Source organism: Halomonas colorata (assembly GCF_014897985.1).
Classification (GTDB): domain Bacteria; phylum Pseudomonadota; class Gammaproteobacteria; order Pseudomonadales; family Halomonadaceae; genus Vreelandella; species Vreelandella colorata.
Window position 1 is genome coordinate 35638 of record NZ_JABUZA010000015.1, and the last position, 22462, is coordinate 58099.

18 protein-coding genes are annotated in these 22462 nt (G+C 56.8%); 4 read left to right on the top strand and 14 right to left on the bottom strand.

Going from position 1 to position 22462, the window contains the following annotated elements; translation table 11 throughout:
- Positions 1–59 precede the first annotated feature (59 nt).
- The gene (gene ftsH / locus INT33_RS09640) at positions 60–2084 is read right to left on the bottom strand and encodes an ATP-dependent zinc metalloprotease FtsH (RefSeq protein ID WP_192537964.1); all 2025 of its coding nucleotides are present in this window, start codon (positions 2082–2084) and stop codon (positions 60–62) included.
- Positions 2085–2313: 229 nt separating this feature from the next.
- The gene (rlmE, locus tag INT33_RS09645) at positions 2314–2961 is read right to left on the bottom strand and encodes a 23S rRNA (uridine(2552)-2'-O)-methyltransferase RlmE (protein WP_192537965.1); all 648 of its coding nucleotides are present in this window, start codon (positions 2959–2961) and stop codon (positions 2314–2316) included.
- Positions 2962–3075: 114 nt separating this feature from the next.
- On the opposite strand from rlmE, the gene yhbY reads away from it, so the two are divergent.
- Positions 3076–3402 (top strand): ribosome assembly RNA-binding protein YhbY, encoded by a 327-nt coding sequence (gene yhbY / locus INT33_RS09650; RefSeq protein ID WP_192537966.1) that lies wholly within the window; start codon positions 3076–3078, stop codon positions 3400–3402.
- Positions 3403–3541: 139 nt separating this feature from the next.
- Here the strand turns inward: yhbY and greA are convergent, their stop codons facing one another.
- The 5 genes from greA to INT33_RS09675 all read right to left on the bottom strand — a co-directional run bounded on the left by greA (position 3542) and on the right by INT33_RS09675 (position 10061).
- A complete protein-coding gene (gene greA / locus INT33_RS09655; RefSeq protein ID WP_192537967.1) occupies positions 3542–4018 on the bottom strand; it encodes a transcription elongation factor GreA in 477 nt (158 codons plus the stop codon).
- On the bottom strand, positions 4015–7245 hold the full coding sequence (gene carB, locus INT33_RS09660) for a carbamoyl-phosphate synthase large subunit (RefSeq protein WP_192537968.1): 3231 nt from the start codon (positions 7243–7245) through the stop codon (positions 4015–4017). The genes greA and carB overlap by 4 nt, the downstream gene beginning before the upstream one ends.
- A gap of 70 nt (positions 7246–7315) precedes the next feature.
- Positions 7316–8476: a glutamine-hydrolyzing carbamoyl-phosphate synthase small subunit gene (gene carA / locus INT33_RS09665; RefSeq protein ID WP_192537969.1), complete on the bottom strand. Its 1161-nt coding sequence runs from the start codon at positions 8474–8476 to the stop codon at positions 7316–7318.
- Positions 8477–8847: 371 nt separating this feature from the next.
- Positions 8848–9654 (bottom strand): 4-hydroxy-tetrahydrodipicolinate reductase, encoded by an 807-nt coding sequence (gene dapB, locus INT33_RS09670; RefSeq protein WP_192537970.1) that lies wholly within the window; start codon positions 9652–9654, stop codon positions 8848–8850.
- 122 nt (positions 9655–9776) lie between these two features.
- Positions 9777–10061 (bottom strand): DUF2218 domain-containing protein, encoded by a 285-nt coding sequence (locus INT33_RS09675; RefSeq protein ID WP_192537971.1) that lies wholly within the window; start codon positions 10059–10061, stop codon positions 9777–9779.
- Between the two features lie 290 nt (positions 10062–10351).
- Between INT33_RS09675 and INT33_RS09680 the strand changes: the two genes are divergently transcribed.
- Genes INT33_RS09680 through INT33_RS09690 form a run of 3 tightly spaced genes read left to right on the top strand, consistent with a single transcriptional unit; the run spans position 10352 to position 13282 of the window.
- On the top strand, positions 10352–11479 hold the full coding sequence (locus tag INT33_RS09680) for an ABC transporter substrate-binding protein (protein ID WP_192537972.1): 1128 nt from the start codon (positions 10352–10354) through the stop codon (positions 11477–11479).
- Entirely contained in the window at positions 11472–12539 is a 1068-nt protein-coding gene (locus INT33_RS09685; protein WP_018917572.1) for a FecCD family ABC transporter permease, read from the top strand. Before INT33_RS09680 ends, INT33_RS09685 begins: the two co-directional genes overlap by 8 nt.
- Positions 12533–13282, top strand: a complete 750-nt coding sequence (locus INT33_RS09690; RefSeq protein WP_192537973.1) for an ABC transporter ATP-binding protein — start codon at positions 12533–12535, stop codon at positions 13280–13282. Before INT33_RS09685 ends, INT33_RS09690 begins: the two co-directional genes overlap by 7 nt.
- Positions 13283–13315: 33 nt before the next feature.
- Here INT33_RS09690 and INT33_RS09695 read toward each other — a convergent pair whose 3' ends face one another.
- From INT33_RS09695 to grpE, 7 genes are all read right to left on the bottom strand, one after another.
- Positions 13316–14551 (bottom strand): c-type cytochrome, encoded by a 1236-nt coding sequence (locus INT33_RS09695; protein WP_192537974.1) that lies wholly within the window; start codon positions 14549–14551, stop codon positions 13316–13318.
- On the bottom strand, positions 14548–16314 hold the full coding sequence (locus INT33_RS09700; protein WP_192537975.1) for a GMC family oxidoreductase: 1767 nt from the start codon (positions 16312–16314) through the stop codon (positions 14548–14550). The genes INT33_RS09695 and INT33_RS09700 overlap by 4 nt, the downstream gene beginning before the upstream one ends.
- A gap of 12 nt (positions 16315–16326) precedes the next feature.
- Positions 16327–17082: a gluconate 2-dehydrogenase subunit 3 family protein gene (locus INT33_RS09705; protein WP_192537976.1), complete on the bottom strand. Its 756-nt coding sequence runs from the start codon at positions 17080–17082 to the stop codon at positions 16327–16329.
- A 219-nt stretch (positions 17083–17301) separates the two neighbouring features.
- On the bottom strand, positions 17302–18201 hold the full coding sequence (locus INT33_RS09710) for a DMT family transporter (protein WP_192537977.1): 900 nt from the start codon (positions 18199–18201) through the stop codon (positions 17302–17304).
- A gap of 83 nt (positions 18202–18284) precedes the next feature.
- Complete coding sequence (gene dnaJ, locus INT33_RS09715; protein WP_018917578.1) at positions 18285–19439, bottom strand: molecular chaperone DnaJ; 1155 nt, start codon at positions 19437–19439, stop codon at positions 18285–18287.
- A gap of 147 nt (positions 19440–19586) precedes the next feature.
- Entirely contained in the window at positions 19587–21518 is a 1932-nt protein-coding gene (dnaK, locus tag INT33_RS09720; RefSeq protein WP_193091757.1) for a molecular chaperone DnaK, read from the bottom strand.
- 129 nt (positions 21519–21647) lie between these two features.
- Positions 21648–22277, bottom strand: a complete 630-nt coding sequence (gene grpE / locus INT33_RS09725) for a nucleotide exchange factor GrpE (RefSeq protein ID WP_192537979.1) — start codon at positions 22275–22277, stop codon at positions 21648–21650.
- Between the last annotated feature and the right edge of the window lie 185 nt (positions 22278–22462).

A 22462-nucleotide genomic window follows, 5' to 3' on the forward strand; every position in this document is an offset into this window, starting at 1 on the left:
TACAGAATAACAAAAAGGCGCCCCTAAGTGGGGCGCCTTTGGCAGTAGCCAGCGACCGGTCAGGGGCCGGTAGGGCCACCTAGCGGGTCAGAGGGGCGGCGTCGAGGCTGATCGTCATCTTCTTCACCATCGTCACCTGAAGTGCCATCGCCTGAAGCGCTATCACTTGAAGAGCTAGAGGATGAATCGCCTTGTGCTTTGGGCTTGTCATCGCTAACGCGAGTACCGCCGCCAGAGGAGTCACCATCATTCCAACCTTCCGGCGGACGCGGCTCACGGCCTTCCATGATGTCTTTCAGCTGCGCGGCATCAATGGTTTCGTATTTCATCAATGCTTCGGTCATGGCGTCCAGCTTGTCACGATTATCGTGCAGAATCTGGCGTGCCTGCTCGTAGCACTCATCAATGATCTTGCGCACTTCTTTATCAAGACGCGTGGTCGTGTCGCCAGATTTGAGCTTGCTGCCGCCCTGGCCCGGGCCACCCAGGAACTGATGCGATTCGTCCTCGTCATACATGATCGGGCCCATTTCATCCGACAGGCCCCACTTCGCTACCATGTTGTGAGCAAGCTCAGTCGCACGCTTGATGTCGTTAGAGGCACCAGTGGTGACACCGTTGGCACCCAGCGTCATCTCTTCAGCGATACGACCACCGAACAGCGAACAAATCTGGCTCAGGATCTGCTGACGCGACAGGCTGTAACGATCTTCTTCGGGCAGGAACATGGTCACACCCAAGGCCCGCCCGCGCGGAATAATCGTCACTTTATAGACCGGGTCGTGCTCAGGCATTATCAAGCCGATAACCGCATGGCCTGACTCGTGATACGCCGTATTAAGCTTCTCTTTGTCGGACATGACCATGGATTTGCGCTCAGCGCCCATCATGATCTTGTCCTTGGCGAGCTCAAGCTCTTCCATGCCCACTAAGCGCTTGTTGCGGCGCGCAGCAAACAGGGCCGACTCGTTGACCAGGTTGGCCAGATCAGCACCGGAGAAGCCTGGCGTACCGCGGGCAATGATCGAAGGTTTGACGTCTTCTGCCAGCGGCACCTTGCGCAGGTGAACACCCAAAATATGTTCACGACCACGAATGTCCGGCAAGCCAACGGTTACCTGACGGTCAAAACGGCCTGGACGCAGCAGTGCCGGGTCGAGTACGTCCGGACGGTTAGTCGCGGCAATCACGATCACGCCTTCATTGGCTTCAAAGCCGTCCATCTCAACCAATAGCTGGTTAAGTGTCTGCTCGCGCTCATCGTTACCGCCGCCCATACCAGCACCGCGTGAACGACCTACCGCGTCAATCTCATCGATAAAGATAATGCAGGGTGACTGCTTTTTGGCCTGCTCAAACATATCGCGGACGCGTGACGCGCCGACACCCACAAACATTTCGACAAAGTCCGAACCGGAAATCGAGAAGAAGGGTACTTTGGCTTCACCGGCAATAGATTTTGCCAGCAGCGTTTTACCGGTTCCCGGCGGGCCTACCATCAACACGCCGCGCGGAATGGTACCGCCCAAGCGCTGGAATTTGGTGGGATCGCGCAGGAAGTCGACCAGCTCTTCGACTTCTTCCTTGGCTTCATCACAGCCTGCCACGTCAGCAAACGTGGTTTTAATCTGATCCTGGGAAAGCAGTTTGGCCTTGGATTTACCAAAGCTCATTGGGCCACCTTTACCGCCGCCCGCACCGCCCTGCATCTGGCGCATAAAGAACATGAAGATGGCCAGGATCAGCAGAATCGGGAAACTTGCGATCAGCAGACGCGTCCAGATGCTTTGCTGCTCTGGCGCCTTACCCACCACGTTTACGTTATTGCTTAGCAGATCATCCATCAGCTTGGGATCTTCCGCTGCCGGACGAATAGTCTGGAACTGCGAACCATCCGTACGCTCACCCTGAATGGTATAGCCATCAATGGTAACGCTGCGGACCTGCTGATTTTGCACCTGCTGCACAAACTGGGAATAGTTCGTGTTCTGCGGAGCGCTTTCCGTACTAAAATTGTTGAACACTGTCAGTAGCACAGCCGCAATGACCAGCCACAGAATCAGGTTCTTCGCCATATCGTTCAAGGGGCTACCCTCATTACAAGAATCCGTCAGTTAACCGCCGACATTAAGACCATAAAGCCATACCGGACGTTCAACCCTTGCCAAAGCACCATTGTCTTTGGGCCATCTGTATCACGCTTATTTCATGCCTATAATGTGACACACCTTGCGCCTGCCTGTCTGGCAATCGCGATGATAAATCTTTGCTATGCACGTTTTCATGCCCGCGCTCCATACCTGTGGGTATAGTTTAGCCGCGAAACCCCTCCGCTAGAAAGTAGACTTCCCGGGAACGTGCCCGCGAAGCATCTGGCTTACGGGTCACGACACGATCAAAACTGCCGCGCAACTCTTTCAGGTAGCTATCAAATCCTTCCCCCTGAAACACTTTGGCGAGAAACCGGCCGCCAGGAGATAGCGTTTCACGGGCAAGTTCCAAGGCAAGCTCTACCAAATACATGGCCTGAGGCTGGTCAATCGCCGCCATACCACTCATATTGGGGGCCATGTCCGACATCACAAGGTCCACCGGGCGATTTCCCAGGCGCTCAAGAATCGCGTTCAGCACCGATTCCTCAGTAAAATCGCCCTGGATAAAGTTCACCCCTGCCAGCGCATCCATTTCTAGTATATCGGAAGCAATCACCACGCCTTCCGAACCTACCTTGTCTGCCGCCACTTGGCTCCATCCGCCAGGCGCCGCCCCCAGGTCGATCACCGTCATGCCCGGACGAAACAGCTTATCCTTTTCATCGAGTTCAAGCAGTTTATAGCTTGCCCGCGAGCGATAGCCATCCTGCCAGCTCTGTTTCACATACTGGTCGTCAAAATGTTCTTTCTTCCAGTTATTACTGGTCTTGCTCACTGAATGTTTACGACTTGGGGGTTTTTGCTGCATGTAGGAATCTAACGCTGGAATAAGAGATGGGTGCTTGCACGCGATTGCTTTCACTCGGTGGCATTTCACCGTAAGATGGAGCGTTAAGCGCTAACCGGGATACCGCAAGATACCATGAGCTTGTCACAGGCACAAAAGAAAGCATTTCGCAGCATTGGCCACCACCTTAACCCGGTGGTCACCGTTTCTGAAAACGGCGTCTCCGAAAATCTGCTCGCAGAACTCAACCGCGCGCTCAACGATCATGAGCTTATCAAGGTGAAACTTGCTTTGCCTGAGCGTGACGACCGTGCGGCCATGCTAAACGAACTGGTTACCGATAGCCGCGCCGAAGTCGTGCAAACGATTGGTAAAATGGCGCTGCTTTATCGCAAGAACCCTAAAGTGAATCCGAAGCTCTCTAACGTTACACGCTTCGAAGATCACCACGGCCGCCACTAAAACGCCGCTGACTGATCGTTAAAAAAGCGATAAAAAGCCCGCGATTCGGTTGATATCAACCTGAGGCGCGGGCTTTTTTAATGGACGCCCGATGAACCGGGCGTCCGCTCGTTTTACGCGCTTTTACACATACCAGCGCTTACACATACTCGACGCTTTCGATTTCATACTCAACGTCGCCGCCCGGTGTCTTGACCACGGCAACGTCGCCTTCTTCCTTGCCGATCAGCGCGCGCGCAATAGGGGACGTAACAGAAATGCGGCCAGATTTAATATCCGCCTCATCCTCGCCCACAATGCGGTAGGTGACGCTTGCATCGGTATCCAGATTAAGTAGCGACACCGTGACACCAAAGATCACTTTACCGGTATTAGGGAGCTTGGTGATATCAATCACCTGCGCCACCGAAAGCTTGCTTTCGATTTCCTGAATACGACCTTCGATAAACCCCTGCTGTTCGCGGGCAGCGTGGTATTCGGCGTTCTCCTTAAGGTCGCCGTGCTCACGCGCTTCAGCGATCGCCGCAATCACTCGAGGGCGCGCTTCGCCCTTCAGATGATTGAGCTCTTCGCGAAGACTTTTTTCACCCGCAACCGTCATCGGGACCTTGTTCATTGACTTGCTCCTGCATGCAGATCCTGAAGGCGCCGCACCGTAATTTCCCTACCGTACTCAAGCGCCATGCAAACGGCATTAGCGCCCGCCAAGGTGGTTGCATAGGGCACCTTGCGCGCGAGAGCAGTACGGCGAATGACCGAAGAGTCATTAATGGCCTGACGACCTTCGGTAGTGTTCACGATGTAGGCGATATCGTCGTTCTTCAACAGATCGACAATATGGGGACGACCTTCGTAGACTTTATTGACGTGCTCCACTTCCAGTCCAGCCGCTTCTAACGCTGCCGCTGTACCGCGTGTTGCACAAAGTGTGAAGCCTAATGTTAGCAGAGAACGGCCTACTTCGATAATCCCCTCTTTGTCCGGCTCACGCACGGACAGGAAGGCTTTACGCGCGCCCTCAAGCGCCGGGATTGCTTCGCCCGCGCCCAGCTGCGCCTTGAAGAAGGCCTCGGCAAAGGTTTCGCCTGAACCCATTACTTCACCGGTAGATTTCATTTCCGGTGAGAGAATCGGGTCGACCCCCTGGAACTTGTTGAAAGGGAAGACCGCTTCTTTCACGCTATAGAAGTGCGGAATGATTTCGCGCTCAAAGCCCTGCTCGGCAAGCGTCGTGCCCGCCATGCAGCGTGCCGCAATCTGGGCAAGCGAGGTGCCGATGCACTTGGACACAAACGGCACGGTACGCGAGGCGCGCGGGTTGACTTCGATGACATAGATCTCGCCATCCTGCCAGGCAAGCTGCACGTTCATCAGGCCTTTAACACCCAGTTCAACGGCCATCTGTTTGACCTGCTCGCGCATCTTGTCCTGCACCTCAAGAGGCAGCGAGTAAGGCGGCAGCGCACAGGCGGAGTCACCGGAGTGTACCCCCGCTTGCTCGACGTGCTGCATGATGCCGCCAATCACTACCTGCTGGCCGTCCGATACCGCATCGATATCGATCTCGATGGCAGCACTCAGGAAGTGATCGAGCAGCACCGGCGAGTCGTTGGAGACCTTGACCGCATTGGTCATGTAGTTCTCAAGCTCGGAGGCGTCATAGACGATCTCCATGGCCCGACCGCCCAGCACGTAGCTTGGGCGCACCACCAGCGGATAACCGATGGTCTCCGCCTTGGCAAAGGCTTCTTCAAAGCTGCGCGCAGTGGCGTTAGGCGGCTGCTTCAGGCCGAGCTTGTCGATCATTACCTGGAAGCGCTCGCGGTCTTCGGCGCGGTCGATGGCGTCCGGCGTGGTACCGATGATCGGCACGCCAGCAGCTTCCAGCTCACGCGCCAGCTTCAGCGGCGTCTGGCCACCAAACTGAACAATCACGCCTACCGGCTTCTCTTTATCAGCGATTTCAAGCACGTCTTCCAGGGTCACCGGCTCGAAGTAGAGGCGATCAGAGGTGTCGTAATCGGTCGATACGGTTTCCGGGTTGCAGTTGACCATAATGGTTTCATAGCCGTCATCGCGCATGGCGAACGCGGCGTGAACACAGCAGTAGTCAAACTCGATGCCCTGGCCGATACGGTTCGGCCCGCCGCCGAGCACCATGATCTTCTGACGATCCGATACGTCCGCTTCGCACTCCTCTTCATACGTGGAGTACATGTAAGCCGTATCCGAGGCAAATTCCGCGGCACAGGTATCCACGCGCTTATAAACCGGGCGAATGCCTGCCGTCTGGCGCGTTTGACGGAACTCTTTTTCGCTCACGTTCAGCAGCTTAGCCAGACGCGCATCGCCAAAGCCTTTGCGCTTAAGCTGATAAAGCTCACGGGCAGAAAAATCGCTAAGCGAACGCTTGGCAACGGCGGTTTCCGTCAGCACCAGGTCTTCCATCTGGACCAGGAACCAAGGGTCGATATTGGTGAGGGAAAACACCTCATCGACGCTCATGCCTGAGCGCATGGCATCGGCCACGTAGAAAATACGCTCGGCACCGGCAGCCTGAAGTTCGCCCTGGATGATCGCCATGTTGTCCGGGGTAAAGTCAGTAATAATCGGGTCGAGACCGTCATTACCGGTTTCCAGGCCGCGCAGGGCTTTCTGCAGCGATTCCTGGAAGGTACGGCCAATCGCCATCACCTCACCCACAGACTTCATCTGCGTGGTCAGGCGGTCGTTGGCCTGGGGGAATTTCTCAAAGGTAAAGCGCGGTATCTTGGTAACCACGTAGTCGATGGATGGCTCGAACGAGGCCGGCGTGCGTCCACCGGTAATATCGTTTTGCAGCTCGTCCAGCGTGTAGCCGATCGCCAGCTTGGCGGCGATTTTGGCAATCGGGAAGCCGGTCGCCTTGGAGGCCAGTGCGGATGAGCGTGATACCCGCGGGTTCATCTCGATCACGACCAGGCGGCCGGTTTTCGGGTCCATACCGAACTGCACGTTGGAGCCACCGGTTTCCACGCCAATCTCGCGCAGTACCGCGAGGCTCGCGTCGCGCATGATCTGATACTCTTTGTCCGTCAGCGTTTGTGCCGGTGCGACGGTGATCGAGTCACCGGTGTGCACGCCCATCGGGTCAAAATTTTCGATCGCACAGACGATAATGCAGTTATCGTTCTTGTCGCGCACGACCTCCATTTCGTACTCTTTCCAGCCCAGCAGTGACTCGTCGATCAAGAGCTCGTGGTTGTTGGAAAGCTCGAAACCGCGCGTACAAATTTCTTCAAACTCTTCCTTGTTGTACGCCACGCCGCCGCCGGAGCCGCCCATGGTGTAAGAAGGCCGGATGATGGTCGGGAAGCCAAGCTCTGCCTGAATTTCCCAGGCTTCATCCATGGTATGCGCGACTTTTGCCTTGGGGCATTCCAGGCCAATACGCTTCATGGCCTGGTCGAACAGATCGCGATCTTCCGCCATGTTGATCGCGTCGGCGTTAGCGCCAATCATCTCAACGCCGTACTTTTCCAGCACGCCATGCTTTTCCAGATCCAGCGCACAATTCAGCGCGGTCTGGCCGCCCATCGTCGGCAGGATGGCATCCGGGCGCTCGACTTCGATGATTTTCTCGACAGCCTGCCAGGTAATCGGCTCGATGTAGGTAGCATCGGCCATAGCCGGGTCGGTCATGATGGTGGCCGGGTTGGAGTTAACCAAAATAACCCGGTAACCCTCCTCGCGCAGCGCTTTACACGCCTGGGCGCCGGAGTAGTCGAATTCGCAGGCCTGGCCGATAACGATCGGGCCAGCGCCAATAATCAAAATACTGTTTAAGTCGGTACGCTTAGGCATAACGGTTCCCGCAAAAAATGGTGACGATGAGCGACAAAAGCGGCATACAGTGATGATGCAGGAGCGCGGGTTAGCGGCGCGCCTGCATCATCGCGACGAAGCGATCAAACAGCGGTGCCACATCGCGCGGGCCGGGGCTTGCCTCAGGGTGGCCCTGGAAGCTGAACGCAGGCCGGTCGGTCCGCTCAATGCCCTGCAGCGTGCCGTCAAACAGCGAGCGATGCGTAGCACGCAGGTTAGCGGGCAAACTCGCTTCGTCAGCGGCAAAGCCGTGGTTCTGGCTGGTGATCATCACCGTGCCAGCATCCAGATCCTGCACCGGGTGGTTGGCGCCGTGGTGGCCATGGCTCATCTTGACGGTTTTGGCGCCCGAGGCAAGCGCCAGCAGCTGGTGACCCAGGCAGATACCAAACACCGGGGTATCGGTTTCAAGCACGTCCTGAATGGCCTTAATGGCGTAGTCGCAGGGCTCGGGGTCGCCTGGGCCGTTGGCCAGGAATACGCCGTCCGGGTTCATTGCCAGCACGTCAGCCGCGGGCGTTTGTGCAGGCACCACCGTCAGGCGGCAGCCGCGGGCGGCCAGCATGCGCAGAATATTAAACTTAACGCCGTAGTCGTAAGCCACCACGTGGTAAGGGCGCTCGCCTTTCGTGGTGTCAGCGTAGCCTTCGCCCAGCGTCCACTCCCCTTCTGTCCACTCGTAAGCTTCTTTACAGGAAACCTCTTTGGCCAAATCCATACCCTTAAGGCCCGGGAAGTCCTTGGCCGCCGCCAGCGCGCGCTCAACGGCGTCATCGCCTTCGGCATCGGCACCGGCTAGGATCGCGCCATTCTGCGCGCCTTTATCGCGCAAAATACGCGTCAGGCGGCGGGTATCGATATCCGCGATGCCAAGCACGTTCTGGCTTTCCAGGTAATCCGACAGGGTTTGTTCAGAGCGGAAACTGCTAGCCATCAGAGGAAGATCACGGATGATCAGTCCAGCGGCCGCAATCGATGCCGATTCGACATCTTCGGCATTAACGCCGGTATTGCCGATATGCGGGTACGTTAGCGTGACGATCTGGCGGGTATAAGAAAGATCAGTGAGGATCTCTTGATAGCCGGTCATGGCCGTATTGAACACCACCTCACCGCTTGTTAATCCATCCGCGCCGATGGCGATTCCATGAAACACGCTACCGTCTTCCAGGGCCAATATCGCGGGCTTGCTTAATGCGGGGTTATTCAAGTCAAGATCCTCCCATGCTGGTGGGAGCCTGTGGGCGCAGGCTCAGCAATTACTTCGTTATCCACGACCCGTACGCTTGAGCGTGATTAAAACTCGGGTCGTAAAAAAGCGGGACGAAGCCGATAAAAAAATCGGTTTCATCCCGCTTGTTGTTCTATACCCTTCAGAGCCGCTCATTTAACGCAAATAGCCGAGCGGTCGGGGCAGGCTGTGGGCTGGCCAACGCAACAAGCGCGCCGTCTGAGTTTTCTAAGCCACCCGGCCAAAATTTTTGAAATGTTACAGGATTTGGGGCCCGCCGACTACCCCTGGATTAGCTATTAATCACCATTAAAGCGTAAAAATGCTTGGAGCAGCCCGGGCATTCCGCCTTACTCCAGGCCTAATACATCCTGCATATCGTAGCGGCCGGCTGACTGGCCTGCGACCCAGCGCGCCGCACGAACGGCGCCTTTGGCAAACGTCATTCGGCTGGAGGCCTTGTGGGTAATTTCGATGCGCTCGCCTTCGGTTGCAAACATCACCGTATGCTCGCCGACGATATCGCCCGCGCGAACAGTGGCAAAGCCGATCTCTTTGTCGGTACGTGGCCCGCACTGACCTACCCGTTCAAACACGCCGTGCTCTTTCAAAGTGCGGCCAATGCTTTCAGCTACCACTTCGCCCATCTTAATCGCCGTACCGGAGGGCGCATCGACCTTGTGGCGGTGATGCGACTCGATGATTTCGATATCGTAGCCTTCATCGCCTAGCGCTTTCGCCGCGGTTTCCAGAAGCTTCAGCGTCAGGTTGACGCCCACGCTCATGTTGGGGGCAAACACCACCGCTACCTTGTCACGATAGCTATCCAGCTGTGCGAGCTCGTCATCACTCATCCCCGTGGTACCAATCACCATGCGCTTTCCATGCTCGGCACAAAATGCCAGATTCGCCAGCGTGACCTGCGGGGCAGTGAAATCGATCAGCACATCGAAGTCATCGACAATGGCGCTTAACGAATCCACGGCGTTAACGCCGCGTTTGCCAACGCCCGCCAGCTCGCCAATGTCCGCCCCTGCCAGGGAGCTGCCTGGTTCGACAATACCGCCTGCCAGAGTGGCGTCAGCCTCCTGTTCTACAGCGTTTACCAACGTACGGCCCATACGGCCAGCCACGCCTACAATGGCAACTCGGGTCATGCGAACTCCTGCGTTTTGCGATGTGTTACGTCGAATCGGGCAATGCCTTATCAAACATGCATTAACTGGGCGGTGATTATACCAGACGCCTCGCGCGAATCCGCGCTAACGCAAGCCGCAGGCTAGTTTTGCCACACGACAACCAGCTCTTCATCCTTCGCCATCCGTACAAGATGGCTTTCCACCACGCCTTCTAACTGATCGAGATGCTCTTCTTCCAGCGTTTCGATCGACACCGTCAGCTTGTCAGCTTCGGCGTGCAGCAGGCAGGTGCCCTTGTCAGGGAATACAATCTTGCCATCCTGCTGGCTGTGTTCAACCTCCAGCTTATGTGCCCAGTGCTTGCACAGCCGGTTGATAATACGCTCACCGGACGTAGTCTCAATTTCAGCACGCGATAACGGCATAACGAATTCTCCATTGGATAAGAAATAACAGGGCTAGCATAGGAGGAACGTTATTAGCTGCCCAATACTTAATGAAACGATAGCGCAACAAGGCGTTCATCACCTTCAAACACGATGATCAAGCAGTCGGCATCTCGACAGTTAAACTGGATTCCATGATAATGCCCAAACATGCGAATGCGAATTATATTCAAAAATTTTTATACCGCGTCGATGTGGTTAGCGCTGCCATCAGTTTGCGCGTGAGATACCCCAGCGGCCCCGTCTATCCATAAGTGATGAATACGCCCATGACCTTCCCTTTTTTAAAAACGCTGATTGGCACGGCAGCCGTTATAAGCTGCACGAATGCCGCGGCTGACAGCATCACAGTGACCGACATTACCGGTCGCCAGGTCACGCTTGATGGCCCCGCCGAGCGGGTTATTTTGGGTGAAGGGCGGCAAATTTATTTGCTTGGCCTGCTGGAGCCGGAAGCGCCTTTTTCGCACATCGTCGGTTGGCGTGAAGATTTTTCCCAGGCAGACCCCGATAACTACGCGCGCTATGCCGAACGTTTTCCCGAGATCGAAGAACTGCCCACGTTTGGCGGCTTTAAAGACGGTACCTTCGATGTCGAACAGGCCGCGTCGCTTACCCCTGACATCGTCTTTATGAACCTTGAAGCCAAGGTGGCCACCGAAGATGCCGCTTACGATGACAAGCTTGGCCAATTGGGCATTCCGATTGTGTATGTCGATTTTCGCGAAGACCCGATCGAACACACCATTCCTTCCATGCGCCTGATGGGCCAGATCATGGGTGATGAAGCAGCGGCGGAAGAGTTTATCGACTTCGCCGAGGCTCAGTTGGCCCGCGTTACCGATGTGATTGAAGAGGCCAACCCTGAGCGGCCCAGCGTGTTTATCGACCGCGCCGGCGGCTATTCCGATGAGTGCTGTATGAGCTTTGGGCCCGGCAACTTTGGCGAGTATGTAACGCTGGCGGGTGGTACCAACATTGCCGATGGGATTATTCCCGGCAGCTTTGGCACGCTAAACCCCGAGCAGATTATTGCCGCCAACCCTGAACACGTGGTGGTAACCGGCGGCAACTGGGACGCCTACGTACCCGGCGGTGACTGGGTGGGCATGGGGCCTGGCGCCGATATGCAGGCCGCCCATGACAAGCTTGAAGCGTTAACCGGGCGCACCGCGATGACGGGCATTCAGGCGGTAGAGTCGGGTAATTTCCATGCGATTTGGCACCAGTTCTACAACAGCCCCTACTATTTTGTGGCCATCCAGCAGTTAGCCAAGTGGTTACACCCTGAGCTATTTGAGGACCTGGACCCCGAAGCCACCATGGAAGAACTCCACGAGCGCTTCCTGCCTATCGACTACGAGCCTGGCTACTGGGTATCACTCAATGATGACTGAAACAACGACGGCAGCGCCTGTCTCTCAAGCGCGCGCCTTTTATCGTAGCCAGGTATTTCGTCGCCAGATGATTTTGGCAGCCCTGGTCGTCGCGCTGTTTTTCAGCCTATGCGTCGACCTGGCGCTGGGCCCTGCGCGTTACAGCTTAGGCGAAGTCATCGCCGCCCTGCTCACCCCTCAAAACGTCAGCCAACAGGCGCGAGTGATTCTCTGGGAAATCCGCATGCCGGTGGCGTTGATGGCATTGGTGGTCGGGGCGAGCCTTTCCGTTGCTGGGGCACAGATGCAGACGATTCTAAGCAATCCACTGGCGAGCCCGTTTACCCTGGGTATTTCCGCTGGCGCAAGCTTCGGCGCGGCGTTAGGGCTTGCCTTTGGCGTGGCTATCGTGCCCGCCGCCATCGAGTTCGTGGTGCCCCTCAACGCGTTCATCATGGCCATGTTCACGGCGTTTCTTATCCACGCTCTGAGCCTAAAGCGCGGCGTTACGGTAGAAACCATCGTACTGCTCGGCATCGCTATGGTGTTTATCTTCAACTCGCTGATGGCGCTGATTCAGTTTTTCGCAAGCCAGGAGGCCGTTTCGGCGGTGGTGTTCTGGACCATGGGCAGTCTGACCAAGGCCACCTGGCCCAAGTTCTGGATCGCACTCGGCATTCTCGCTGCGGTAATGCCGCTACTTGCCCGCCACGGCTGGGCACTGACCGCCATGCGCCTGGGCGATGCCAAAGCCGAAAGCATGGGCGTTAAGCCACGCGCGCTGCGCCTAGAAGTACTGGTGCTTGTATCACTGCTTGCCGCGGTTGCAGTGGCCTTTGTGGGCACTATCGGTTTTATCGGCCTGGTGGGGCCGCATATTGCACGTATTTTGCTGGGTGAAGATCAGCGTTTCTTCCTACCCGGCTCGGCGCTTTGCGGCGCGCTGATTCTCTCGGTTGGCTCGGTGATTTCCAAAATCATCATTCCGGGCACAATTATTCCCATCGGCATCATTACCTCGCTGGTGGGCATTCCCTTCTTCCTGTTTCTGGTGCTCAACCACAAGAAGGCTTCATGGTAACCCTACAGTTAACCCGTGTGTCGGCCCGCTACGGACGCCGCGCTATTCTGGAAGACATCACCACGCCCAGCTTTCAGGGCGGGCAGGTGGTAGCGCTTCTCGGCCCCAATGCGGCAGGCAAGTCAACGCTTTTCCGGCGTATCCTGGGCCTGATCAAAGGTGACGGTAATGTGGCCATCAACGGCACCAGCGCCGAGCGTCCGGTGGCCTATATGCCTCAGGACACCGGCGCCAAAGCGGTACTCACGGTGTATGAATCGGTGCTGCTTGCGCGCATGCAGGGGCGCAGCCTGAAAGTACAGCCAGAGGATCTGGCACAGGTTGACCGTGCGCTTGAAGAGCTTAATATCACCTCGCTTGGTGAGCGTGACATTGGCGACTTGAGCGGCGGGCAGCGCCAGCTGGTGAGCGCCGCCCAGGCGTTGGTACAAGAGCCCGAAATTCTGATGCTCGATGAACCCACGTCCGCGCTCGACTTGAACCGCCAGATCAATCTGCTGACGGTTTTACGCCGCCTGGCGGATGAACGCCAGATGCTGATTCTGGTAGCACTGCACGACTTAGGCCATGCGCTACGCTTTACCGATGCTTCCATGGTACTGGAAAACGGCCGCCTGATTGCCTGCGGCCCCACCGCAGAAGTGATTACTCCTGAGCTTCTGCGCCAGGTGTATAAAGTGGCGGCACGCATCGAGCCATGCTCGAAGGGCCGCCCTCAGCTTATCGTCGAAGAAGCGGTTTAACGCTTCATCCCTGCAAGGCGCTTGCGGCTAGCGTCATTCGCCCGCCAGCGCTTCTCGCATATCCGCCACATCTCCTGGGGAAACGGCCGCCGCGGCGTTTCCCCAGCTGTTGCGCACAAACGTCAGCACGCTGGCGATTTCCTCATCATTCAGATTCCAGGCAAACGACGGCATGGCAGGCGCCGTGGGCTTGGCATCGGTAGCAACCGGGCGGCTGCCGGCCAATACAACCCGTATCAATGAACTCGTGTTATCACCATTGACCACCGGATTGCTCGCCAACTGCGGGAAGATGCCGTACTCGCCGCCACCATCAGACGTATGACAGCCCGAGCAGCGATCAAAGTAGATATGGCTACCTGCCCGGACCTGGGCGTTATCTTCGGATAGCGGCTCGGGTGGCTCGCGATCCCAGTCGTCTGACTCAAGGCCTGCTCCACTCAACAGATAGCGCGCCACTGCATACAGGTCGTCGTCGGTCCAGTGTTGGGATGAATGGTGCACCTCGTCGGCCATCGGCCCCGAGGCGAAGTCAAAACGATTACCACCGGTTTGCAGATATTCAACCAGCTCATCTTCGCTCCAACCACCAATCCCGACATGCGCATTCGGGGTGATGTTGGGAGCGTACCAGCCTTCAATGGTGGCGCCGGCAAACTTGTCACCGCCTTCGCCGCCCATGAAATTACGCGGAGTGTGGCAGGTTCCGCAATGCCCCAGGCTCTCAACTAGATAGGCGCCGCGATTGATCTCGTCCGACTGCTCAGGGTCGGGCTCAAAGGTCTTCTCATCGAAGTTAAGCCAGTTCCAGCCCATCATCACCTGCCGAATACTGAACGGGAAAGGCAGTTGGTTGGCCTCCACATCATTCTCGACAGGCGTGACCGTCTGCAGATAAGACCATAAGTCATGAATATCCTTCTCGGGCATTAGCGTATAAGACGGATACGGCATGGCCGGGTAAAGATGGTAGCCGCCCTTGCCGATACCCTCGGTCATGGCCGCCTTGAAGTCTTCATAGCGCCAGTGACCAAGCCCCGTATCAGGGTCGGGCGTGATATTAGGCGCCAAAAGCGTGCCGAAAGGGGTTTCAAGCGCAACGCCACCGGAAAATGGCTGGCTGTCATCGGCGGTATGGCAGGCCGCACAGTCACCTAGCACGCTGATATAGCGCCCGCGCTCAATATCCTGATACTCCGTGCTGGCGGCCCATACCGAAAGTGGCAAAAGCGCCACGCCTGCAAGCGATAATCCCATAAGCGTTTTCATGTGCTGATCATCTCCCCGGGATTACGCAGGTAGTGGTTGATGATGCCATCGGCAGCTTTAAAGGCCAGCGCGCCTACCGTGCCGGTCGGGTTGTAGCCCGGGTTCTGCGGAAAGGCGGAGGCGCCCACCACAAACAGATTGGGCACGTCCCACACCTGCAGGTACTTGTTGACCGAACTGGTACCCGGATCGGCGCCCATAACGAAGCCGCCAACCACATGCGAGGACTGATAGGGACGGCCATCCCAGGGTCCGACACGCGGGCTGGCTACGATCTCACGCGGATTCATGCGCCGGGCGATTTCGGCGGTCTTCTCGGTGACGTACTGCGCCATTCTGAGATCGTTGTCGGTGAAATCGAAGGTGATTCGCAGAAGCGGCCTGCCCAGCCGATCCCGGTACGTTGGGTCCAGCGATAGGTAGTTGTTAGGCGACGAATAGTTGCTCGCCTCGCAGCCGATCGACATCGTACTGGCGTAGTTATCGACCGTGGCACGCTTCCAGTTGGAGCCCCAGCGTGGCGTGCCCGGCGGCGTAGGGCGTGCCTGGATCGGTGTCGCGCCGATCGGTGTTACCCGGGTGCTGCCGCCGCCGAAAAAGCCAAGGCCCGAATGGTCGAAGTTATCGTTGTTAAACTCATCAATGCCCATGCCCACAGCGCCAGCGCCTATAAACGGGTTGAAATTCTTGTCATCGAAGAAGAGCTGCACGCTGTTGGCGGTCTGGTAGGCGTAGTTGCGCCCTGTGGTGCCTCGGCGGGTTGTCGGATCGTAGGCTTCACCAATGTTGGAGGTGAGCATCAGACGCACGTTTTCGAAGGTAAACGCAGCGATGACCACGATTTCGGCAGGCTGCTCCCACTGGCGACCGGCGGAGTCGACATAGACGATACCCGTGGCGCGGCGGCCGTCGGAGTCGGTAGTGACCCGCAGCACTTCGCAGTGGGTACGCGCTTCGAAGTTGTTCTTGCGAATCAGCGTCGGCAATACCGTGGTGATGGCGCTGGCCTTGGAGTAGTTGGCACAACCATAGTTGGTACAGAAGCCACAGAAGGTACACGGCCCCATGGTGATGCCGAGCGGATTGGTGTAGGTCTCCGAAACCAGCGACGACGGCACCGGAAACGGCTGATAGCCCATTTCGCGTGCCGTTTCAGCGAATAGCGTCGGTGAGTAGGGCTGCCTGAGCGGCGGGGTTGGGTAGTCGCTTGAGCGCACGCCTTCAAACGGATTGCCGCCGGCCTGCTTGCCACTGACCAGATTACCCGCTCGTCCGGACGTACCTGCTATCTTCTCGAAGGCATCGTAAAACGGTTCCATCTCGCTCCAGTCGGTTCCCCAGTCTTGCAGGGAAAGTTCGTCGGGAATGGAGTTCGCCCCATAGCGCTCTTCCAGATGGCTGCGTAGTCGAAACTCTTCGGGCTGAAAACGAAACGTGATCCCCGCCCAGTGATTGCCCGCGCCGCCAGTGCCGTTGCCGGGATGAAACGAGCCCCACTTGCGCATCGGCAGCGCCGTCTGCGTCGGGTTGTTACGCAGGGTGATAGTGTTCTGTGCAGTGCGCAGCATCAATTCCTGGCGCTGCGAGTAACGTAGCTCATCGGTGACCGAGGCAATATTGAAATCCTTGGCCGTATCACGCCACGGGCCGCGCTCGACGCCCACAACGCTAAGCCCTGCATCGACAAGTTCGTTGGCGATAATCGCGCCGGCCCAGCCGAGCCCGACCACCACTGCATCAGTGGGAGGTAGTTTGGTTGCCATATCAATGTATCCCTACGCTTGCCAGTCAGGACGGCCGCCGATGCTTACCGGCTCAAATCCCAGATCTTCATTGTGTCGTTCAACGTAATCGCGGTAGTCGTAGCGGGCACCGGGAAAGCCCAACATCTTCCAGGACACCATGTCACGATTACCACCGTAAAGCGGGTCGGCAAAGAATCCTTCCATGGTGTTCTGCAGCACGATCTCGAAAAATACCAGCGAGTCGATATCGTCGAGCTGAATTTCCTCTTCCTCCAGCTGAGCCAATATCTGATCGCGCGCCTCACCGCTTAGCTCAGCGAAGGTGGCGCCATGTTCGTTACGGCAGTGGTCGTTGAGTGCACCCAGCCCCAGGCGATAGCGCTGCTTGGGGGTCAAGGCAGACTGGTCGCCCTGTTCCGGCGTGCCGTCCTGAAAAGGGCCGTGCATGTAGAGCCGCTCATAGCCGCCGTAGGCGCCGGCCAGTTGGCGGTCGATAAACACCGCACAACCGGCATCCTTACCGCTCATGCTTAAATCATCGGCTGGAATCAAACGCTCGACGATGGCCTCGACCGTTACGGCTTCCTCATCGGTGAAAAATTGCCAACCGGCGTCAGTATCGACCGGCGGCACGGCGTTATTGGCCAGGGGTTTCCACTCGGGCGTTCCTTTAACAGTCAGCGCCTGAACCGGGCTGGAAGCGCCGATTAAAAGCGCTGCCGAAGATCCCAGGAGTTCTCTTCGAGTCAGACCGCTAGGCTTAGCGGTATCGTTTTTATTGCTCATCACGGTTCCCTTGAATTGTCTTGACCCGCCTGCGGGAGCAGTTGAATGAGCGCGGGCCATTCCAGTCAGCGTACACATTCCGCTAAACCATATAACGTGCTAACTATTATTTAAAACATAGGAGACGTGACAATTCATCGCAACATTAAAGCGGCATTTGGCGGGAGAAAGAGATACGCAAGACACCTTCAAGCGGCGTGGAAACAACGCCGCTTTAGCTTATTTTCGAAAAAGCCGCTTAAAACGTCGGCCTTCCAGGGCAGCAAGCGCCACCCCGCTCAACATTAGCGGCAGCGCCAACAGAAAACTGCTCGATACCGGAATACCGAACAGCACCCAGTCAGCCGCTACCGGCCAAATTAGCGCGACGTACTCAAACGGTGCGAGCCGCGACGCTTCGGCGTAGCGTAACGCCAGGGTCATCGCAATATGCGCCGCCCCGCCAAACAGCCCCGAGAGCACCAAAAGCCCAAACGCCTTCGGGTCAAGTGCCGCCCACCCCAAGGGCAGCGTGGCCAGCCCCGCAAGTGCAGACACCAGAATAAAGTAAAAGGCGATAGACGCAGCGGTCTCGGTGCGCGAAATTCGCCTGACGGTGAGCAGCGCCCCCGCCGTTAGCAGCGCACTTAGCGCACCCAACGCATAGCCGGTCATCTGGCCACTTTCAGCGCTGGCATTAAGGCCAGGCAATACCAGCACCGCCATACCGGCAAGCGCCAGTACAATGGCGCCTGCTCGGAAGAACGAGAACTTCTCGCCCAATAGCAGCACTCCACCTACCGCCATAAACACCGGCGTTAGCTGAGCCAGCAGCGTTGCCTCTGCAACGGGCAGCAGGGCTACCGCTGCAAATGAAGCGAACATCGCTGCCGCTCCCAGCCCCGAGCGCAGCGCATGGCCCAGCGGGCGCCGTGTGCCCAGCCCGCCTGGAAACTCCCGACGAATCACCAGGAAAATCACAATGGGTAACAACGCAAACAGTGAGCGGAAGAACACCGACTGCCCCACCGGCACTTCATCACTCACCGCTTTAATGCACACCAGCATGCCGGTAAACAGCAGCCCGGAAAGGATTCTGAGCCAGATACCCAAGGCAGGTCTTTCTTGCAAGCTATCCATTACGCTTTATGTTCCTTAAACGTCAAAAACCCCCGGCCTGAGCCGAGGGTCTACGGAACCTAACGCTTACCACTACGTCAGGATCAAGGCTTCATCTCTTCAAAAAATTTCTTCACGCTATCGAAGAAGCCGGTTTTCTTGGGTGAGTGGCTGTGGCTATTGCTGCCTTCCAGGCTTTCCTGGAATTTGCGCAGCAGGTCGCGCTGCTCATCGCCGAGGTTGACCGGGGTTTCGATGACGACTTTACAGAGCAAGTCACCCGGGGCGCCGCCGCGAACCGGTTTCACACCTTTACCGCGCAGGCGGAAGAGCTTGCCGGTTTGGGTTTCGGGCGGAATTTTGAGCTTCACACGGCCATCGAGCGTAGGTACTTCAAGCTCGCCACCGAGGGCTGCATCCACAAAATTGATCGGCACGTCGCAGTGCAGGTTCTTACCATCGCGCTGGAAGATATGGTGCGCTTTGATAGAGACCTGAACGTACAGATCGCCCGCTGGGCCACCGTTAACGCCGCTTTCACCTTCGCCGTTCAGACGAATACGATCACCGGTATCGACACCCGGCGGAATCTTCACGGATAGCGTACGCGTTTCACGCACCCGACCTTCGCCGTTACATTTGTGGCACGGCACTTTGATGTGCTGGCCGCTGCCGTGACAGGTCGGGCAGGTTTGCTGTACCGCGAAGAAGCCCTGCTGCATGCGCACCTGGCCGTGGCCGTGGCACGTGGGGCAGGTTTCCTTGGTTGAACCAGGCTCGGCGCCTTCGCCATCACACCGGTCGCACTCAATATGGCGCGGCACACGGATATCGACCGTGGTACCGGCCACCGCGCTTTCCAGATCAAGCTCCAGGTTATAGCGCAGATCCGAGCCACGAGCGGGTGCATTAGGGCCACGACGACGGCCGCCGCCACCCCCGAAGATATCGCCAAATACATCGCCGAAGATGTCGCTAAAGTCGCCAGCGCCACCCCCACCAAAACCACCGCCGCCGAAGCCGCCGCCCTGGCCATCCACACCCGCATGACCAAATTGATCATAGGCCGCGCGCTTCTCGCCGTCGCTTAAGACTTCGTAAGCTTCCGACACTTCACGGAATTTTTCCGCGGAAGTGTTATCGTCTGGGTTTCGATCAGGGTGAAATTTCTGCGCCAGGCGGCGGTAGGCCTTTTTGATCTCTTTCTGATCAGCCCCTTTATCGACACCCAGGACTTCGTAATAATCGCGTTTGGACATGGGTCCTACGCCTCCTGGTTAGCTATGCACTTAACGGCACATTTACATTGACTACGTGCGCGTCTAACTATGTGCGTCTTAGCCGCGGAAACAGCAACGCGGGAGGTATCCCCCCGCGTTATCTTCTTCCTTGGCAGAAAGAGAATCTTACTGTTTTTTGTCGTCGTTGACTTCTTCGTACTCGGCGTCAACCACGTCGTCTTCCGGCTTGGCGCTGGCGTTATCAGCACCTTCACCGCCTTCCTGCTGAGCGGCTTCAGCCTGCTCTGCGTACATCTTCTGAGCCAGCTGACCAGACGCTTCGGTCAGTGCATCCAGTTTCTGCTGAATGTTGTCCGTGTCATCAGTTTTGACGGCTTCTTCCAGCTCGCTGATCGCAGTCTCAATGGCCTGTTTCTCATCATCCGTCGCTTTGTCGCCCGCTTCCTGCACGGTTTTGCGCGTCGCGTGGATCATGCCGTCAGCCTGGTTACGCAACTGTACCAGCGCTTCGAATTTTTTATCTTCGTCAGCGTGGGCTTCAGCGTCGCGTACCATTTGATCGATCTCTTCATCCGACAGACCGCTGGACGCTTTAATGACAATCGACTGCTCTTTACCGGTCGCCTTGTCTTTAGCTGAAACGTTCAGAATACCGTTGGCATCCAGGTCAAACGCCACTTCGATCTGCGGAACACCGCGCGGTGCCGGGGGCAGATCGCTCAGGTCAAAACGACCCAGCGATTTGTTCTGCGCCACTTGCTTACGCTCACCCTGGGCGACGTGAATGGTCACGGCCGTCTGGTTGTCATCCGCGGTAGAGAAGGTTTGGGTCTTCTTCGTCGGGATGGTGGTGTTCTTCTCGATCAGCGGCGTCATCACGCCACCCAGGGTTTCGATACCCAGAGTCAGCGGGGTAACGTCAAGCAGCAGTACGTCTTTTACGTCGCCGCCCAGTACGCCACCTTGAATCGCTGCGCCTACGGCAACCGCTTCGTCAGGGTTAACGTCTTTACGCGCTTCTTTACCGAAGAAGTCAGCGGCTTTCTTCTGCACCATCGGCATACGTGTCTGGCCACCGACCAGAATCACTTCGTCGATTTCAGAGGCAGATAAGCCAGCATCTTTCAGAGCCATTTTGCAAGGCTCGAGCGAGCGCTGAACCAGCTCTTCTACCAGCGACTCAAGCTTGGCACGGGTCACCTTGACGTTAAGGTGTTTCGGGCCAGTGTTGTCGGCAGTAATGTAGGGCAGGTTAACGTCGGTCTGCTGGGCGCTGGAAAGCTCGATCTTGGCTTTCTCGGCCGCTTCTTTCAGACGCTGCATGGCCAGGTTGTCGCCAGACAGGTCGATACCGCTGTCAGACTTGAACTGGTCAACCAGGTAGTTGATCAGCGCCAAATCGAAATCTTCACCGCCCAGGAAGGTGTCGCCGTTGGTGGCGAGTACTTCAAACTGAGTTTCGCCTTCAACGTCGGCGATTTCGATGATGGAGATATCGAACGTACCGCCGCCTAGGTCATAAACCGCGATGGTTTTGTCGCCGCGTGACTTGTCCATACCGTAGGCAAGCGCTGCTGCGGTCGGCTCGTTGATAATACGCTTGACGTCCAGACCCGCAATGCGACCAGCATCTTTGGTCGCCTGGCGCTGGCTGTCATTGAAGTAAGCCGGTACGGTGATAACCGCTTCCGTTACCGCTTCACCGAGATAGTCTTCGGCGGTTTTCTTCATTTTCTTCAGCACTTCCGCGCTTACCTGCGGCGGTGCCATTTTTTTGCCTTTGACTTCTACCCACGCATCACCGTTGTCGGCTTCAGCGATCTTGTAAGGCACCATCTTGATATCTTTTTGAACGACGTCGTCTTTGAAGCGACGGCCGATCAGACGTTTGATGGCGTAAAGCGTATTCTCTGGGTTGGTAACCGCCTGACGCTTAGCGGCCTGGCCTACCAGGGTTTCGCCATCATCGGTGTAAGCGATAATGGAAGGCGTGGTGCGGCCGCCTTCAGCATTTTCGATAACTTTAGCACTGTCACCATCAAGTACTGCCACACAAGAGTTGGTAGTACCTAGGTCAATACCAATAATGCGTCCCATAGCAAAAACCTCGAATTCAGTTGTCTCAATACTTAAAACGTTTGCGGGAATTCCCGCAGGGTTGGCCTTTATCTGGGGGCCGCCAGTAACTTTTCAAGGGCTTTTTTTGCGCTTTTAGCCACTCAAGGCTTAATTTGCCTTCTGGCTGACCACCACCATCGCCGGGCGAACCAAACGGCCGTTGAGCAGATAACCTTTCTGCATCACATCCATTACGGTGTTCGGCTCAAGCTCGGGATTGGGTACCATGGCCATAGCCTCGTGCACCTGGGGGTCGAAGGGCTCGCCCTGAGGCTCAATGCTTTCAACGCCAAAGCGGTTAAGCACGTCGAGCTGCATTTTCAGCGTCATGGAAACACCTTCGCGGTGTACATCAGAGGCGCCGTCCTGCATGGACTCAAGAGCCTTTTCCAGACTATCCACCACGGGCAGCAGGTCCTTGACGAACTTTTCCAGGGCGAATTTGCGCGCTTTATCCGCTTCCTGCTCGGCACGACGGCGAACATTCTGCGCTTCGGCAGCCGCGCGTAGCGCCTGATCCTTGGCTTCAGAAAGGCTCTGTTCAAGCTCTTCCACCTGAGCGGCCAGCACTTCGGCTTCGGGGTTGCTCAGGCTACCTTCAAGCGGCGCTTCATCATTGATCAGCCCCTCAAGTTCGCCGTCGATCAGGCGTTCTTCAACGTTTTGATCCGTCATTTCGGCCTCTTGCTCTTGGCGGGCCAGCTCGTCATCTAACGGAGTTTGCGGTTCTTTTGCCATGCCATGCTCCTAAAAAATGCGGCGGGGCCTTACTACAGGGCCCTGCAATGCCGATAGAAAAGCTTTCACTAAAGCGCTTATAAAAAGTTTTAAATACGTCTGCACGCTATATGGGGGCCATAAAAGCCATCTCAAGAGGGGGCATTGAAGTGAGTTATCGACTACTGTATAAAACAACAACCATT